Source organism: Rhizobium sp. P44RR-XXIV (genome assembly GCF_001999485.2).
In the GTDB taxonomy this organism is placed as follows: Bacteria; Pseudomonadota; Alphaproteobacteria; order Rhizobiales; family Rhizobiaceae; genus Rhizobium.
The window spans coordinates 1,007,124-1,022,603 of record NZ_MPVZ02000027.1; the positions used below are offsets into that span (position 1 = coordinate 1,007,124).

General features: G+C 55.5%; 15 protein-coding genes. 11 read left to right on the forward strand and 4 right to left on the reverse strand.

Features of this window, described 5'->3' with window-relative positions; genetic code table 11:
• The first annotated feature begins 46 nt into the window (after positions 1-46).
• The 5 genes from BSK43_RS16910 to BSK43_RS16930 all read left to right on the forward strand — a co-directional run bounded on the left by BSK43_RS16910 (position 47) and on the right by BSK43_RS16930 (position 4,258).
• Positions 47-1,030, forward strand: a complete 984-nt coding sequence (locus tag BSK43_RS16910) for an ABC transporter permease (protein ID WP_077471646.1) — start codon at positions 47-49, stop codon at positions 1,028-1,030.
• Positions 1,027-1,758 (forward strand): ATP-binding cassette domain-containing protein, encoded by a 732-nt coding sequence (locus tag BSK43_RS16915; RefSeq protein ID WP_077471647.1) that lies wholly within the window; start codon positions 1,027-1,029, stop codon positions 1,756-1,758. Before BSK43_RS16910 ends, BSK43_RS16915 begins: the two co-directional genes overlap by 4 nt.
• A 7-nt stretch (positions 1,759-1,765) precedes the next feature.
• Positions 1,766-2,521 (forward strand): SDR family oxidoreductase, encoded by a 756-nt coding sequence (locus BSK43_RS16920; protein ID WP_077471648.1) that lies wholly within the window; start codon positions 1,766-1,768, stop codon positions 2,519-2,521.
• A 655-nt stretch (positions 2,522-3,176) separates the two neighbouring features.
• On the forward strand, positions 3,177-3,431 hold the full coding sequence (locus BSK43_RS16925; protein WP_077471649.1) for a hypothetical protein: 255 nt from the start codon (positions 3,177-3,179) through the stop codon (positions 3,429-3,431).
• A gap of 35 nt (positions 3,432-3,466) precedes the next feature.
• Entirely contained in the window at positions 3,467-4,258 is a 792-nt protein-coding gene (locus tag BSK43_RS16930; RefSeq protein WP_077471650.1) for a hypothetical protein, read from the forward strand.
• 206 nt (positions 4,259-4,464) lie between these two features.
• Here the strand turns inward: BSK43_RS16930 and BSK43_RS16935 are convergent, their stop codons facing one another.
• Positions 4,465-4,842 carry a hypothetical protein gene (locus BSK43_RS16935; RefSeq protein ID WP_077471651.1) on the reverse strand — a complete coding sequence of 126 codons (378 nt, stop codon included), beginning with the start codon at positions 4,840-4,842 and terminating at the stop codon, positions 4,465-4,467.
• A 250-nt stretch (positions 4,843-5,092) separates the two neighbouring features.
• On the opposite strand from BSK43_RS16935, the gene BSK43_RS16940 reads away from it, so the two are divergent.
• The 4 genes from BSK43_RS16940 to BSK43_RS16955 all read left to right on the forward strand — a co-directional run bounded on the left by BSK43_RS16940 (position 5,093) and on the right by BSK43_RS16955 (position 9,760).
• The gene (locus BSK43_RS16940) at positions 5,093-5,464 is read left to right on the forward strand and encodes a response regulator (protein WP_169055419.1); all 372 of its coding nucleotides are present in this window, start codon (positions 5,093-5,095) and stop codon (positions 5,462-5,464) included.
• A gap of 100 nt (positions 5,465-5,564) precedes the next feature.
• Positions 5,565-6,170: a dual specificity protein phosphatase family protein gene (locus BSK43_RS16945; RefSeq protein WP_077471653.1), complete on the forward strand. Its 606-nt coding sequence runs from the start codon at positions 5,565-5,567 to the stop codon at positions 6,168-6,170.
• A 204-nt stretch (positions 6,171-6,374) separates the two neighbouring features.
• A complete protein-coding gene (locus tag BSK43_RS16950; protein WP_077471654.1) occupies positions 6,375-8,339 on the forward strand; it encodes a glycosyltransferase family 39 protein in 1,965 nt (654 codons plus the stop codon).
• Positions 8,340-8,593: 254 nt separating this feature from the next.
• Positions 8,594-9,760 carry a glycosyltransferase family 2 protein gene (locus BSK43_RS16955; RefSeq protein ID WP_068396714.1) on the forward strand — a complete coding sequence of 389 codons (1,167 nt, stop codon included), beginning with the start codon at positions 8,594-8,596 and terminating at the stop codon, positions 9,758-9,760.
• A 34-nt stretch (positions 9,761-9,794) separates the two neighbouring features.
• Here the strand turns inward: BSK43_RS16955 and BSK43_RS16960 are convergent, their stop codons facing one another.
• Positions 9,795-11,153: a HAMP domain-containing sensor histidine kinase gene (locus tag BSK43_RS16960; RefSeq protein ID WP_077471656.1), complete on the reverse strand. Its 1,359-nt coding sequence runs from the start codon at positions 11,151-11,153 to the stop codon at positions 9,795-9,797.
• On the reverse strand, positions 11,140-11,817 hold the full coding sequence (locus BSK43_RS16965) for a response regulator transcription factor (protein ID WP_077471657.1): 678 nt from the start codon (positions 11,815-11,817) through the stop codon (positions 11,140-11,142). Before BSK43_RS16965 ends, BSK43_RS16960 begins: the two co-directional genes overlap by 14 nt.
• Before the next feature lie 269 nt (positions 11,818-12,086).
• Here BSK43_RS16965 and BSK43_RS16970 point away from each other — a divergent pair, with 269 nt between their 5' ends.
• Positions 12,087-12,680: a YqaA family protein gene (locus BSK43_RS16970; RefSeq protein WP_068396752.1), complete on the forward strand. Its 594-nt coding sequence runs from the start codon at positions 12,087-12,089 to the stop codon at positions 12,678-12,680.
• 141 nt (positions 12,681-12,821) lie between these two features.
• Positions 12,822-13,835 (forward strand): ABC transporter substrate-binding protein, encoded by a 1,014-nt coding sequence (locus tag BSK43_RS16975; protein WP_077471658.1) that lies wholly within the window; start codon positions 12,822-12,824, stop codon positions 13,833-13,835.
• Positions 13,836-14,126: 291 nt separating this feature from the next.
• Here the strand turns inward: BSK43_RS16975 and BSK43_RS16980 are convergent, their stop codons facing one another.
• Positions 14,127-15,146 (reverse strand): alpha/beta hydrolase, encoded by a 1,020-nt coding sequence (locus BSK43_RS16980; protein ID WP_246662622.1) that lies wholly within the window; start codon positions 15,144-15,146, stop codon positions 14,127-14,129.
• Positions 15,147-15,480: the final 334 nt, after the last annotated feature.

The window sequence follows — 15,480 nt, forward strand, 5'->3', positions numbered from 1 at the left end:
CGTCTTGCTCCCAGGAATAAGACGCCGAACCATGAGTGATATGCCTATGAAGCGGTTTCTGAAAGTCTATCTCGACAAGCCGGAGCTGGCAGGGCTTGCCCTGTTGATCATCCTGATCGTCCTGTTCCAGATCAAGTCGAATGGTGTGTTGCTGTCGTTCGAAAACATCCGTGGCATCATGGGTCTTCTGCCGGAAATGGCGCTGGTGGCCATCGGCGTCACCATATTGATGATCTGCGGTGAATTCGATCTTTCAGTCGGTTCGGTCTTTGCTTTGATGCCGATGTCGATGGCTGTCATGCTGAACGATGGTATTCCGTTCAGCGTAGCCCTGCTGCTGGGGTTGGTGCTCTGTGCGTTCATCGGCTTGATCAACGGCTATATTACGCTGCAGTTCTCCATTCCGAGCTTCATCACCACGCTTGGCATGCTGTTCATGGCGCGGTCGCTGACCATCGTTATCTCTGGTGGCTTCCCGCCGCTTCTGCCCGACGATCTGCCGACCTGGCTCTTCACCGATTATATCTGGCAGGGAGCGATCCTGCGCATGTCCTTCCTGTGGTTCGCGCTGATCGCAATACTCGCCGCTGCATTCCTGTCTCTCACGAATTTCGGCAATTGGATCCGCGCCGTCGGTGGTTTCAACGAGGCAGCGGGATCCATGGGTATCCCCGTCAGGCGTGTGAAGATCGTCTGCTTCATGCTCTGCTCGATGCTGGCGGGTTTTGCGGGCCTGTTGCAGGTGCTGCGTCTGGGCTCGCCGTTGCCGTCGATTGGCGAGGGGCTGGAGTTGCAGGCGGTTGCCGCCGCCGTCATCGGCGGCACGGCACTTGCCGGCGGGATCGGCACGGTATTCGGCGCGATCATCGGCACCCTGCTCATCCGCACCATCGACAACGGTCTCGTTCTCTCGCGGGTCGATGCCAATTGGTTCAAGTTCGCAATCGGCATGCTCACCATGTTTGCCGTGATCGCCAATGCCTGGATGGGCAAGATGTCCCGCAAGATCAAGGTGGAGGCGCATAAATGACAACCCCGATCATCGAGTGCCGCAATCTCCAGAAATGGTATAGCGGCGTACATGCGCTCAAGAATGTGTCCCTGACCATCAACCCCGGAGAATCCGTCGGCCTGGTCGGCGACAATGGCGCTGGCAAGTCGACGCTGATCAAGATTCTCTCCGGTGTGCACCATCAGGATGCCGGCGAGATCCTGATCGAGGGGCAAGAGGTCAATTTCCGTTCGCCCAAGGATGCGATGCATCATGGGCTGGAGACGATCTATCAGTACAATTCCATGGTTCCCACAATGTCGATTGCTCGCAACCTGTTCATCGGTCGTGAACCGATGAAGTGGCGCATCGGCAATTTCGGCATCATGGATCAGAAGCGCATGCGTGCGGACAGCGTCAAGGCAATCGCTGACGTCGATCTTCATCTGCGCTCTCCGGATGCATTGGTGGGGGAACTGTCCGGCGGCCAGCGGCAGGGGGTGGCCATCGCGCGGGCAATGCATTTCAGATCGAAAGTCCTGATCCTCGATGAACCGACCAATCACCTCTCGGTCAAGGAGACCAACAAGGTGATCGGCTTCGTGCGTGGCCTGAAAGCGCAGGGGCTGACCGGCATCTTCATCTCGCACAACATGCAGCATGTCTTCCAGTCATGCGATCGGATCGTCGCCATGACGCGTGGTGAGATCGTTTTCGACCGGCCAACCGCCGAAACTTCGATCGACGAAGTCCACGAACTATTGTGAGGCAATCATGGTGACATTATCGGGAAAGACGGTGCTGCTGACCGGAGCACTGGGAACGCTCGGACGCGCCCAGGCCGATATCCTGGTCCGGGCCGGGGCGCAGGTGCTGCTGCTGGATCGCGCCGAACCCGAGACTGGCGAGGCTATCGCCGCGAGCATCGCCGAGAATGCCTCGGGCACGGCATTCTATGTCATGCAGGATCTCAACGATCTTGTCGGCAGCGAGAAAAAGGTGGCCGAGCTTTCCCGCGCGCATAGCGGCATCGACATCCTGATCAACAATGCCGCACTGATCATCAACAAGCCCTTCGAGGAGTTTTCTCTGGAGGAATATGAGCAGCAGCTGAGGGTCAATTCCTCCGCAGCCTTCGCGCTCACGCGCGCGGTTGCTCCTAAGATGAAGGAAAAGCACTACGGCAAGATCGTAAATTTCTGCTCGCTCACCCTCAATGGTCGCTGGGATGGCTATGTCCCCTATGTCGCCTCGAAGGGTGCCATATATGGCCTGACGAAATCGCTGGCGCGGGAACTTGGACCGCACGGTGTGCGTGTCAATTGCGTGTCGCCGGGTGCGGTTGTATCGGAGGCCGAGGAGCGGGTCTTCGGCGATCGGCTGCAGCAATACAACGACTGGATTATCGAAAACCAGTCGATCAAGACACGTATCCAGCCCACCAATATTGCAGAACTCGTTCTGTTTCTCGTCTCACCCGCCTCGGATATGATCTCCGGCCAGAATATTGCAATCGATGGCGGTTGGTGACGCCGGCATTGTGGTGGTCAACGGCGATTTAACAATTCCGTCTCGTGACTGGCCCCGGTGCGTCACCGATCCTGTTCGATCTGGCCAATGACCCAGACGAACTTGTCGACCTCGGTCGCGATCCAGGGAAGGCGGATATCATCCATGCTTTACAGCTTGCCTTTGAACGCAGGCTGGCGATGAAATAACTACAATTCTAGGCTCGCAAGGTGTCACGCCGAGAAAGCTCATTCGCTTCATCAATGAGGGCTGAGTCAGCATCGACTCCAAAGGAGTTGCGGACTTCCGAAGCTTGGGTCAAGGGATCTGACTCTATTTTATCGAGGCTGTAAGTGAGAGCTCACCAAAACAACCTCCTTAGCGGGATTGCATCCCCTGATGGTCTTTTCGTTCATTGGTCTAGAATGGATATAAATTCGTATCGCTAGCAAAATGTGACAACGAACCTGGAGTTCCTGACGGAATCAGCGGTTCAGCTCTCTTCAAGAGCGACGGATGTTACATCGAATGCCACGATCAAGCGTTCTAGAGCCCACTTCGGTTACTTTACAAAACTGTAAACCGTCGGACAGGTGCTGGCGAGAATTAGAGCTTAGCTCTGGCAAGGCCCGAGATTGAGGGCCTCTGATAACTATCGAGCTATAGGACATCTCCGATGAAGAACCTTTTCTTGCCAATGATTGTGCTTGCAGTAGGCATCTATTCCGCAGGCGCGGCGCAGGCTGCGAACGTGCCGTGCGAGGAAGCGCTGAAAGAGCTACGCGCGGCCGAAGCCTCCGCCAAGCCAAGCGATACCGACAAAGCCAAGATTTCTGAACTCGAAGCAAAGGGTGTCGAGCGTTGCAATGCCGACGACGACAAGCGCGCCGACGAATTCTTCAGCCAGGCGATGAAGATCCTGGGCAAGTGACATTCGCGCGATCCTCGTGAAAGAAGGAGGAGGCTATGCCCTCATCAACGACGCCAATTGTTCCGGCACCGAATCGCGTTCCCGATGTGACCGTCGATTTTTGGATCATCAAGCTCCTCGCGGTGACCATGGGCGAAACGGCTGCCGATTATCTGGCGGTCAATCTCGGCCTTGGCCTGCCGATGACATCGGCCATAATGTGCGGGTTGCTGGCGATCGCACTTATCCTGCAATTCGCGCAGAAGGAATACGTGCCCTGGGCCTATTGGCTTGCCGTGGTCATGATCAGCGTCGTTGGCACATTGGTCAGCGACAATCTCGTCGATAATTTCGGGGTCGCGCTTGCGACGACAACGATCGCCTTCAGCATCGCTCTTGCGCTCACGTTCGGCGCCTGGTACGCGAGCGAAAAGACGCTATCGATCCATACGATCTTCACGACACGACGTGAAATCTTCTATTGGTTTGCGATCCTCTTTACGTTCGCGCTTGGGACGTCCTCAGGCGATCTTGTGGCGGAACGGTTCGATCTTGGCTACTTGACCACGGGTTATATCTTCGGCGGGATTATCGCCCTCGTTGCGCTGGCCTATTACCTTTTCAAGCTCAATGGCATTCTCGCCTTTTGGCTGGCCTATATCTTTACCCGCCCGCTTGGCGCATCCTTTGGCGATCTGCTTTCGCAACCCAGCGAGTACGGAGGGTTGGGGTTCGGCACCACGATCACCAGCCTTCTCTTTCTTGGTGCCATTGTCCTGCTCGTTGTCTACATGACGATCAGCCGCCGATTTGACAAAGACGATGCTTTGATCCTCGGTGGAGATTGACCAAAAATCCCGGGTAGACCGGCTTTAGCGGAATGTCAGCGCGGGCTCAGCGTCGATCCGGCTATCCGTCTTCGATGTTCAGATGAGCGCTCATCTTACAAAATGGCCGACCAGGATTTCTGGTCGGCCATTTTGTTTTCAACCGGGCCTGCAAATGCGAGTGAGCAAAATCATCAGGTTTGCAGGCTCGTCGAGATATTGATTACCTACTTCATCGACGGATTCTGCATGACCTTGATCAGCGTCTTGAGTGCGAGCTTGGCATTGGCGGGGGATGGCTTTTTTGCACGAAGCGAAGAAATCGCGCCATCCGCTGCCGTATCTATCGCGCCCCATTCTTCATGATTGAGCGGATAAAGCCGTGATTGCGCCGCATCCCATTCAGTCTCAAAATCGGTGATGCGTTTCTGAGCAGCAACCATGTCGCCGGACTCCACAAGAGTGAGTGTGTCGTTGGCGATTGTCTTGAAGTGTGAGAGGTCGCCGAGTGCTTGTGAGGTCGCCGCAACGACAGGTGTCGCCGACACGAGCGATGCGAGGGTGGGAGCAAAAGCCAGGGAAATGATGATAAGCGTCTTTTTCATGAGGGTGTCTCCAACATCTGGCGCGACGGTTGCGCCGCAGCGAAGACTGGCGGCTGTTGATTACCCTGCTTTTGCCTGAGCTATACGGTTTCGTAAGGTCAGCGCGTGACACCTGGAGGGTCCGTTCGAGGATGGAGGGGCGTGACCGATAAAGTGGCCGAGGCAACTATTCAGCCGGATTCATCTGCCTGTCAGTAAACTGGAGCATTGCTGTCCGCGCGAAGGGAGATCTGGGTTGCGGATACTGCTTGTGGAAGACAATATTCTGTTAGGCGGCGCTCTTCAGGAGCACCTGTCGTCGATGGGATGGGACGTGATCTGGGTAACGGGCTATCGGCTTGGTGCGGATATCCTATGCCGCATGTCCTTCGATATCATTTGCCTTGATCGGCGGCTTCCGGACGGCGACGGGTTCGACCTGTTACGTCGCGGGCTGGCTCGGTGCCCGACCATCATCATGTCGGCGTTCGACCAATTGTCAGATCGGCTCGAAGCGAAGCGGCTGGGCGCTGCCGACTATCTAATAAAGCCCTTTCGCCTGGAGAAACTGACGCATCGGATCGACCTGCTGGCCGGCTTGGAACCAAGCCGCGTGCCTGCTCTAAATCCGTCCCGGCTGTAGACATCTGCGATTTCTTGTTCTTGCACAACCACCGTTCAGGCGTTTGTCAGGCTCTTCCTGCATGTCATGCCAGCATCACAGAAGAAACGGCTGAAGATCAATGACTGTATTTCGCAAGGTGGTTCTGGCTGCACTCGGCGCCATCGGAATTCTTGGCGGGAGTTGCGCAGCCTATGCTGGCTTTCTCCAGGTCACGGGGAACTTTCATTCGGTGATTGACGGCCAAATTTACCGTTCGGCGCAACCAACGCCCGAGGAACTTGCGTCCTATATACAAAAAAATGGAATCAAGACTGTCATTAATCTGCGTGGGACCCATCCAGGCAAGGCTTGGTATGATGGCGAGGTCGCGACGGCTCAGAGCCTAGGTGTAAGTCACATTGATTTTAGCATGTCGGCCACGAAGGCCGTTTCGCCTGAAAAGGCGCAGCGCCTTGTCGAGCTGATGGCTTCGGCACCGAAACCCATCCTTATTCACTGTCTCTCGGGTTCTGATCGAAGCGGATTGGCCTCCGCACTTTATGTGCGGAAAATTGCCGGGCTGGATGAGGCCCGCGCTGAAGGCCAATTGTCCTTCTACTACGGACATGTCGGCATTCCTATCGTCTCAGCCGCCTATGCCATGGATAGGAGCTGGCAGAACATCGAGGCTCAGGACAAGAGACAGGCGCAGGCCGAGCTCGTCAACGGTGCCAGCGTACAATAGCGGCGGGCGCTGAGTGGCGCGTCATGAAAGAGCGCCCGTCCAGTAGGGTGCTGCTCACCGTGTGCTGACCTTCGCCAGGATGACTGTCAAATAATGCAGGCTGTTCTTGATCAGGCCTCGCCCCGGTGGAGTGTTAGCCTGAGATCTCACCGATATGCACCGGCCGATGGCGAATAAAAGAAAAACTTGAGATCGGATATTATCGTGCAACAGGTTCAGGCTCTAGCGGCCACACACAAGCACGCTATCATGCGCCTATTCGTTGTCGGCATGATTTGCGCGCTTCTCGATTATATTATTCTCCTGATGTCGATCCGAGCTGGAATCGATCCGATGAAGGCTCACGTTTTGAGCTTTGCTTGCGGCTCCATCTTGTACTTGGTGTGTATCGGAACTGGTGAAATCCCGGCAAAAATTGATAGTGATGCCAGAGGCAGCTCTCGTTTTGAGCAATTGATAATTTTCCTCTTTATCAGAATTTTAATACTTGGCCTGAGGGGTGGAATCCTGGTTGTTGTAATGGCAACTCTCGGCTTTCCTATTATCTTTTCAGCTGCAATTACGGTATTCACGAGCGCCGCCATTGGTTTGCTGGCGGATGCGGTTTTCCTGTGGCCGACAATCTCTATTGAGAAGCGGAAATATTTGGCGGCTGCAGGCATTATCATCTATCTTCTTGCGCTTCGTCTTATATTTCTTGGTTCCGCTAATCTCCTTCCTGAAGAGGCCTATTATTGGAACTATTCTCAGCATCTGGATATCGGTTATCTCGATCACCCACCGATGGTCGCGTGGATGATCTGGTTGGGAACTTATCTTTTTGGAGATAATGAGTTTGGTGTTCGTATCGGTGCGTATTGCTGCTGGTTATTAACTGCGATTTTTTCCTTCTATCTCACACAAAATCTGTTTGATAAGGTTACCGCGATCGTCTGCGCCGTGCTGGTCTCCGCTGTGCCGTTCTATTTTTCGACCGGTTTTCTAATGATGCCGGATGCTCCGTTGACGGCCGCATGGGCGGCCACATTATTTTTTCTGGAACGAGCTCTGCTTGGAGAAAAGCGACTTGCCTGGTTGGGAGCGGGTATGTCGCTTGGTATAGGCTTGTTATCGAAGTATACAATATTGCTGCTCGGTCCAGCAGCATTGCTTTTCATCCTTATTGAACCGGGAGCGCGTCGCTGGCTTTATCGAAGAGAGCCGTATCTCGCAGCTGCTGTGGCCGCCTTGCTGTTTTCTCCCGTTATCTATTGGAATGCGACGCATCAATGGATGTCCTTCGCGTTCCAGGGAAGCAGGCGTGTAAGTGGTGCGTTTCAGTTCACGCTGCCGTCGTTGATCATAAGCGTAGTCGTCCTCCTGACTCCCACAGGGCTGATTGCCTCGATCGTTTGCCTGAAGGCGAATATGTCTGCCGTCCTGTCTCGAACCGGCGCATCCAGAGGGCTCTTCCTTCTCCTCTTCACACTCGTTCCACTGAGCGTATTCATACTCTTCAGCCTCTTCCACGAAAACAAGCCGAACTGGACGGGTCCTTTATGGCTCGCGGTCCTACCCTTTGTCGCCTCCACACTCGTTGGCACCGTGGGCGGAACGCAATTGTCCGGCAGCCGTCTGAGGCGCGCATGGATACCGACGATCGGCATTGCAACCGCGGTCTATGCGGTGCTGTTTCACTATGTGGTTCTGGGTTTCCCAGGGGTCGGCTACATCAACAACATTCGTACATTGCCAGTCGCGTGGAGCGAGTTCGGCCAAGCGGTCGGCGCGATTGAGGCGGCGGTGGCCAAAGAGAGCACGGTTCCCGTGGTGCTGATCGGGACCGACAAGTACTTCCTTGCAAGCGAAATGGCCTTCTATGCGCGCCAGCCACAGGGAAATCGAGACAATTCGGTGGGGTTGAGCCCAATCGGCGGTAGTAGCTTGATGTACGACATCTGGCACCCCACCGAAACCGTAAAAGGAAATACGGCAGTGCTCGTTTCCGTAAAGCGAAACGAATTGGAGCAAGATGACATCCCTCAATACTTCTCACGCCTCACCGATATTCAGGAACAGATTGTGAGAAAAAACGGCACCGTCGTCGGAAGCTTCTATTACCGCATTGGCTATGATCTCGGCAGTTGCGGGAGCACGGGAATGCAATGTCGCTCATCGTCTGGCGGCTAGAGATTTTCTGCGCCGGCTACATGTGCGGTAAACTGGTTGAGGTCGAATTTCCACGCAAATTCAGAGTATTGTCAGGTGAGCATGGCATATTCACCATATCGAAGTCGCTCGCGTCATGGCGAGTTAATGAGCGGCGAAGGTTCGTAGAGGGACGTTGAGTTCATGGGCGCGAAGGCGATCGCATGCGTTCGACTTGAGCCTTTGCAAATTCGTCGATGCCACTCGCCCTTCCTTCCATGGACTCTCAGAGGCACATGAATTCTTCTCTTTTGGCTCCTCTCGGAGTATGGCCCGAGGCTTTGACGCCGACCCAGAGCGAAAGTCCGCGGCAGGACGGCATCGAGCTATCCATCGTGATACCCACCTTCAACGAACGCGAGAATATCGTGCCGCTGATCGAGCGGCTTCGGGCTGCCCTTGTCGGTATCGCCTGGGAGGTCATTTTCGTTGACGATGATTCAAGCGACAAGACCGTCGAGGTGGTGCGAAGCCTTTCCGTTGGTGATCGCCGCATCCGCGGGATACGGCGGATCCATCGACGTGGCCTGGCCGGCGCTTGTCTTGAGGGTATTCTCTCGACATCCGCTCCCATCGTTGCCGTCATGGATGCCGATCTGCAGCATGATGAAACACGATTGGCAGCCATGCTCTCGATGATGCGTCGCAATCACAGCGATCTCGTCGTTGCAACGAGATATGGTGGAGAAGGATCGTCGGAGGAAGGTTTCAATCGTATTCGTCAAGCTGGTAGCCAGGTGGCCATCCGAATTGCAAAGCGCCTGCTGAATATAGAAACGTCCGATCCGATGAGCGGGTTCTTCATGGTCAGGCGAACGCTGATCGACGAGCTTGCTCCGAAGCTATCGCAGCAGGGCTTCAAGATCCTGCTGGATATTCTCGCTTCATCGCCGGTACCCCTGAACATCGGGGAGGTTTCATATGTGTTTCGGCCGAGGATTCACGGCGAGAGCAAGCTGGATGCCTCGGTGATATTCGAATATATCGGGCTCCTCGTCGCAAAATGGTCTGGTGACATCGTCTCCTCCAGAATGCTGCTGTTCGGTATGGTCGGCCTGAGCGGTGTTGTCGTTCATTTGACCATGCTGCGGTTGTTCCTGCTGGGAGGGTTGGCATTTCCGGTCAGCCAGGCCGCCGCAATGTTGGCCGCAGTCGTCTCGAACTACACATTCAACAATGCTTTGACATATAGAGATCGCCGTCGTCGCGGCGTGCGCTTCGCAACGGGCCTGCTGTTGTTTTCCGCATTCTGCAGCATCGGAGTTCTCGCGGGGACCGGCGTGTCGTCGCTATTTTACAGCCAGGAGCCGCAATGGTGGCTTGCGGGTCTGGCTGGCGCCGTCATCGGCGCAGGTTGGAACTACATCACCAGTTCCATGATTACATGGAGACGCGCAGGTTGAGCCGTGAGAACGGCCGAAACATGAGACAAGCGGCTCAAGCTTTTGGAAAATTCAGTGCAACCCGCAGCCCAGGATGATTGTCCTCAAGCGCGATACTCGCCGCATGAAGATCGGCAATCGCCTTGACAAGACTGAGGCCCAGCCCACTCCCGGGGGTCGTTCGGCTTTTGTCGAGCCGGTAGAGCCGCCGGAACACCAACTCGCGTTCGCCTTCGGGTATGCCGCTTCCGTTGTCGCTGACGCTTGCGCGATAGATATCTGCGTCATGTGAGAGCGACAGGATGATCGTGGTGTCGCGGGGGCAATGGGTTATCGCGTTTTCGACGAGATTGACAAAGAGCTGTGTGAGCAATTCCCTGTCGCCATTGATGATACAAGCATCGCCGTCGACGCGGGCTAGTTTCAGGGTCTGCAGGTTATCATCGGCGACATCGGTATAGATCTCTGCGACGGAGCTCATGATGTCCCAGAGGCTCACCGCTTTGAAACGTGTCTTCCGCGCGCCAGCCTCGATCTGCGAAATCCGAAGCAGAGCCTCGAAGGTAGCATTGATCCTGGCAATCTCGTCTCTGGCGTCAAACATAAGGTCTTCGACGTCTTTGGATTTCCCCAATCGCTGGAGCGACCGCTCGATCGTCAAGCCCAGGCGATTGAGCGGAGTCTTCAGATCGTGCGCAATATCCGCGCTAACCTGCCTCATTCCTTCCACAAGCCCCGAAAGGCGCGCGAGAGCCTGATTCATGTGGGTGGAGACTACATCGATATCGTCGCCATTGCCGCGGATAGGGATTCGCCGCAGAAGATTGCCGGCAGAGACTTCGATCATGGTTTGTTCAATGGAATCAAGCCGCTGTTGCGTGCGCCTTGCCAGTACGCTTCCTCCCAAAATCACCGTCGCTACAATGATGACCGAGGCCCAGATAAAACTCATCAGCGCGATTTGTTCGATCCGATCGATTTCGCGATAGCTTTGGCCGACAATCAGCTTATTGCCGCCAATGCTGCCGGCCATGACCCTTACAGGATCTCCGTCTTGCATGCCCAACTGCGCTGCCGGGATGGTTGAGATACCCGGTTCCACGGGGGCTGCATTGACATTGCCCGCAAGCTTTTCTCCCTTCGAACCAAGCAGGAGAAAGACCTGGTCTTCGGGCCTCTTCAGGGCCGAGTAGGTCGACACGGCAGCGACGAGATCCTCAAGGTCGTTCGTTGAAAAAGTCGACGCGGCGACCGAATAGGTGTCTCTGATCGAGACGTCGAGCGATCTTGCAAGTTCGCGCTTCATCAGGCCGTAAGCCGCCAGCCCGGTCATGAGAAAGGCGAGAATGAAGAAGAGCCCGAAGGAAAGCGCAAGCCGAAAAGGCGTGCTGCGCAACAGCCTACCGCGGTGCATGGATGCAATATCCGGTGTTTCTTATGGTGTGGAGAAGCGGCACGTCGAATGGTTTGTCGATCTTGCCCCTCAGTCTGCTGATATGGGTTTCGACGACACTGGTCTTCGGATCAAAATGGAAATCCCAGACGCGTTCCAGAAGCATCGTTCGCGTCAGGACTCGGCCTTCGCCACGCATGAGTACTTCCAGTAGAGTAAATTCACGAGGTTGGAGGTCAATGGAAACTCCCTGCCTCAGGACTTTGCGCTTGGCGATATCAAGCTCCAGATCCGCGATTTTCAGAACGGTTTTCTGATCTTGGACGGGCGGCCGGCGCGCCAGCGCATTCAGGCGAGCGATGAGTTCGGAAAATGCGAATGGCTTTGTGAGATAATCGTCGCCGCCGGCCTCAAGGCCCTCGACCCGGTCATCGACGCCGCTCAGCGATGTCAGAAATAAAGCCGGCGTCTTGACCTTGGCAGCCCTTGCCGCCTTCACCAGCGAGAGCCCGTCCAGACCGGGGATCATCCTATCGACAACGAGAACGTCGTAGGGCTCCCTGGTGATCTGGAAAAGCGCGTCTGTGCCGTCTTTGATAATCTCGCAGCTATGACCGGCCTCGTTGAGCCCACGCGCGATATAGTCCGCGGTTTTTAGATCGTCTTCCACCAGCAGAATCTTCATGAGCCCCTCATCTGCGCGCGTGCATTGTCGGCAAGATGTGTGCGCCAAGAAAATGTCTGCAACCTGAACGGCATATTACAAATCCGTAAGATCGGTATGCAGCGATAAACCATTCTTACGAAACGGTAAGTTGCCGGCGAGGATCCCGTAAGGGGAGTGCTGTAGCACTAAGACGAACCTTCGTTCCCAGCCTGCCTGATCTGAAGGGTGGCGGCGATATTTCCCGTGACGTGCCTTCGCTGCAACCATGAAAAACGTCGAAAGAAAAAATGCTACAGCGACTTTATGGGTGGGCAGCCGGCCTTAGTGTCAGCAGAACAGCGGAAGCCTGGCTTGCCGCGATCGCCTTCGTCGAAAGTTCCGTCTTCTTGGTCCCTGCCGATGTGCTCTTTATCCCGATGGCATTGGCCCGTCCTGAGCGAGCGTACAGGCTGGCCACCGTCGCAACGATCGCATCGGTCGCTGGCGGAATTGCCGGATGGTTCATCGGGTTTTACGCCTATGAAGCGATTGCTAGACCCATACTTGCCTTCTATGGAAAACAGGAGGCCTTTGAACATCTGCGATCCTATGTCGACACGCGATGGATCGCCCTGCTTCTGTTGAGTTCCGGATTTACGCATTTCCCACCCATCAAGGTTGTGACAATTCTATCGGGCGTGGTGCATGTAAATCTGCTCGTCTTCATAGGCTTGGCGACAATTGCGCGAGGTGCAAGGTTTTTTCTGCTCGGTGCTTTGCTGCAGCGCTATGGAGCAGTTGTACTAACCGTCATCAAGAAGAGGCGCTCGACCATATTCATTATCTCATCGGTGGCTGTTGCCGTCGCGTTGCTGGGCTATGGCTTGGTAAGGCAACTCTAACAGGGATCGACGCCTCGATGAGTGACAAGACCGCTTTCAGCTCAGTGAAAGGTTGACTGTGCATCTCTCTCTTGCTTCGGGAGGAAGCATGTGCGGTGTCGCGGTCGACCGGCGTATTATATCAATGGAGAGGAGAACTTCATGCGTGCATCAAGCATTTTTAGATATTCGGCAGCTCTTTCTCTTGCCCTGGCCACAGCCTCTTTTGCTGCTACGACGGCGCAGGCGGCGGGCAAGATTTCAATCATGGTCGGCGGGTATGAAAAGCAAATCTACCTGCCCGCCAAACTTGCCGAGTCGCTCGGCTACTTCAAGGAGCAAGGGCTCGACGTCGAACTTCTGAATGAGCCAGCCGGCGTCGATGCTGAAAACGAGATGCTGGCCGGCGCCGTTCAGGGTGTCGTCGGCTTTTATGATCATTGCATAGACTTGCAGGGCAAAGGTAAATTCGTCGAATCCGTCGTGCAATTCAGTCAGGCACCGGGTGAGGTGGAACTGGTGTCCAGCAAACATCCGGAGATCAAGTCGCCCGCCGATTTCAAGGGCAAAAGTCTCGGCGTCACGGGCCTCGGCTCGTCAACCAATTTCCTGACGCAATATCTGGCAGTCAAAAACGGCTTGAAGCTCAGTGACTTTACTTCGGTGCCGGTCGGTGCCGGACAGACCTTCATCGCTGCCTTGCAACAGGATGCCATCCAGGCCGGAATGACCACCGAGCCGACAATCTCGCACCTGTTGAAGACCGGCGAGGCCAAGGTTCTCATCGACATGCGCACCATGGCTGGAACGAAGGCGGTTCTGGGGGGCACTTACCCCGCTGCTTCGCTCTACATGCAGGAGTCGTGGATCAAGGATCACAAGCAGGAAACACAGAAGCTCGCGAACGCTTTCGTCAAGACGCTGCATTTCATCAACACTCATTCGGCCGCCGAGATCGCCGACAAAATGCCGAAGGACTTCTATGTTGGAGACAAGGAAGGCTATGTGAAAGCTCTCGAAAACGGCAAGGCGATGTTCACTCCCGATGGTGTGATGCCGGAAGATGGCCCAAAGACCGTTCTTGCCGTGCTTTCTGAGTTCTCCAAGAATGTCCAGGGCAAGTCGATCGATCTGTCGAAGACCTACACGACGGAGTTCGTCAAAGGCGCTAAGTAGCTTTCCACGCGATGCCTACGCGCTGATCGCCAGAGCATTCGTGGACAAGACGGTGAAGCCCACATGACTTGAAATCCTGAAGGGGTCATGTGGGAAATCATGCTGCCGGAAGCCCCGGGTGTTTTCGATTAGGAGCGGCCGTCTGAGCCTTGATATCCAGTTGAAGACCGCTGCATTGATCAGGCTCAATCCAGAATGCGGCAGGTGGGTTATCCTTGAAAAAATGGCCACTAGCCGGTGGCAACGGGAGAAGAAGAGGCCGATCGCTGATCGGCCTCGAGTTCGTCGATGTTATCCGCGCGTGCCCTCAAGCGTCCGCTTGTAGAATGGCGTCAGTTTGCTCATTGCTGAGTTCACATATTCCGGAACCCAATAGGTTTCGATGTGGGTCGCACCCTCGATCTTGAAGAGTTCTTTATCGCTGGTCCCTGTCGCCTTGGCGAAGGCGTCTTCGGTCATGTAGAGGCTATCGGCCTTGCTGCCGGCGATCATCAGCAAGGGCTTGTCGATCAACGCGATCTGGTCGGTGGCGTCAAATTGCGCCAGATCCAGCAGGCTGCTCAACGTGTAGCGCGCGGAAGAGCCGGGATGCGCATTGGTTTTCTGATAATATTCCGCGCCCTGGCGATACATTTCGAAGGGCAGCTTGGCGATCTGCTCGTCGGTCAGCGGCGCGGCGTTGGCATAGATGATATTGCCGCTGGCCTCCTGGGCGCGGGCATCCGATGCCTGTTGCAGGCGTTCCTGAATGCTGCTCAGCTGCGAGTCCTCAAAGCCGTTGCGGCGCACCCGACCGGAATTGAACATGCTCAGGGTTGCGATCGCCTGAAAGCGCTTATCGGTCTTTGCAACCGCCAGCGAGTATCCGCCGCCGCCGCAAATGCCGAGCAAGCCCAGACGCGATCCGTCGACGCCGGCATAATGCGAGATATAGTCGGCCATGCCGCGGATGTCTTCGATGCGGTTGGCCGGCTTGTCGACGTTGCGGGGTTCGCCGCCGCTTGCGCCTTGATAGGCGGCATCGGCGGCAATGGTCACATAGCCCTGCTCGGCCAGACGCTGAGCGTAAAGCCCGGCGGTCTGTTCCTTGACGCCGCCATTGGGGTGGGCCACGACGATTGCTGGATAGGACTGGCCGGGGTCGTAGCCGGGCGGGGTGTAGACGTTCGCAGCGATCTCCAGCCCGTTCAGCGTATACTTGACGGGGTGGATATTGACCTTGCCCGCTACGTTCTCGGTGATGGCGCCTTCATAGGTGAGGGTGAAGGGATTTTTCCGGTAGTCGGCCGCGCCGACGTCGCCTGCGGCCATGGCGACAACGGCGGCCAGGGCGAGCGGCTTGAGGTTGGTAATATTCATTTCGGTGCTCCTTGCTCATTCACTCGGTCGTCGTGCCGGGCATCGTCCTGTCAGAAGTCATTATGGTACGGCTCCAGGTTGGAGCCGCCGGCAACTTTGATGGGGTTGCTACCCTTGGAAAGGAGGACCGGCCGACAGCTAGAAGTTTAAGTCGACGCGGACTTAGTCATTAGTGAGCTAAATGAGATAGGGTTTATATTTTTGAATCACGAATGGCCGCGCAAGCGGAGATTTCGCATAATTTACAGCGAGATGACGGAACGCCTTGTCGTGGAGGAAGCCCGTT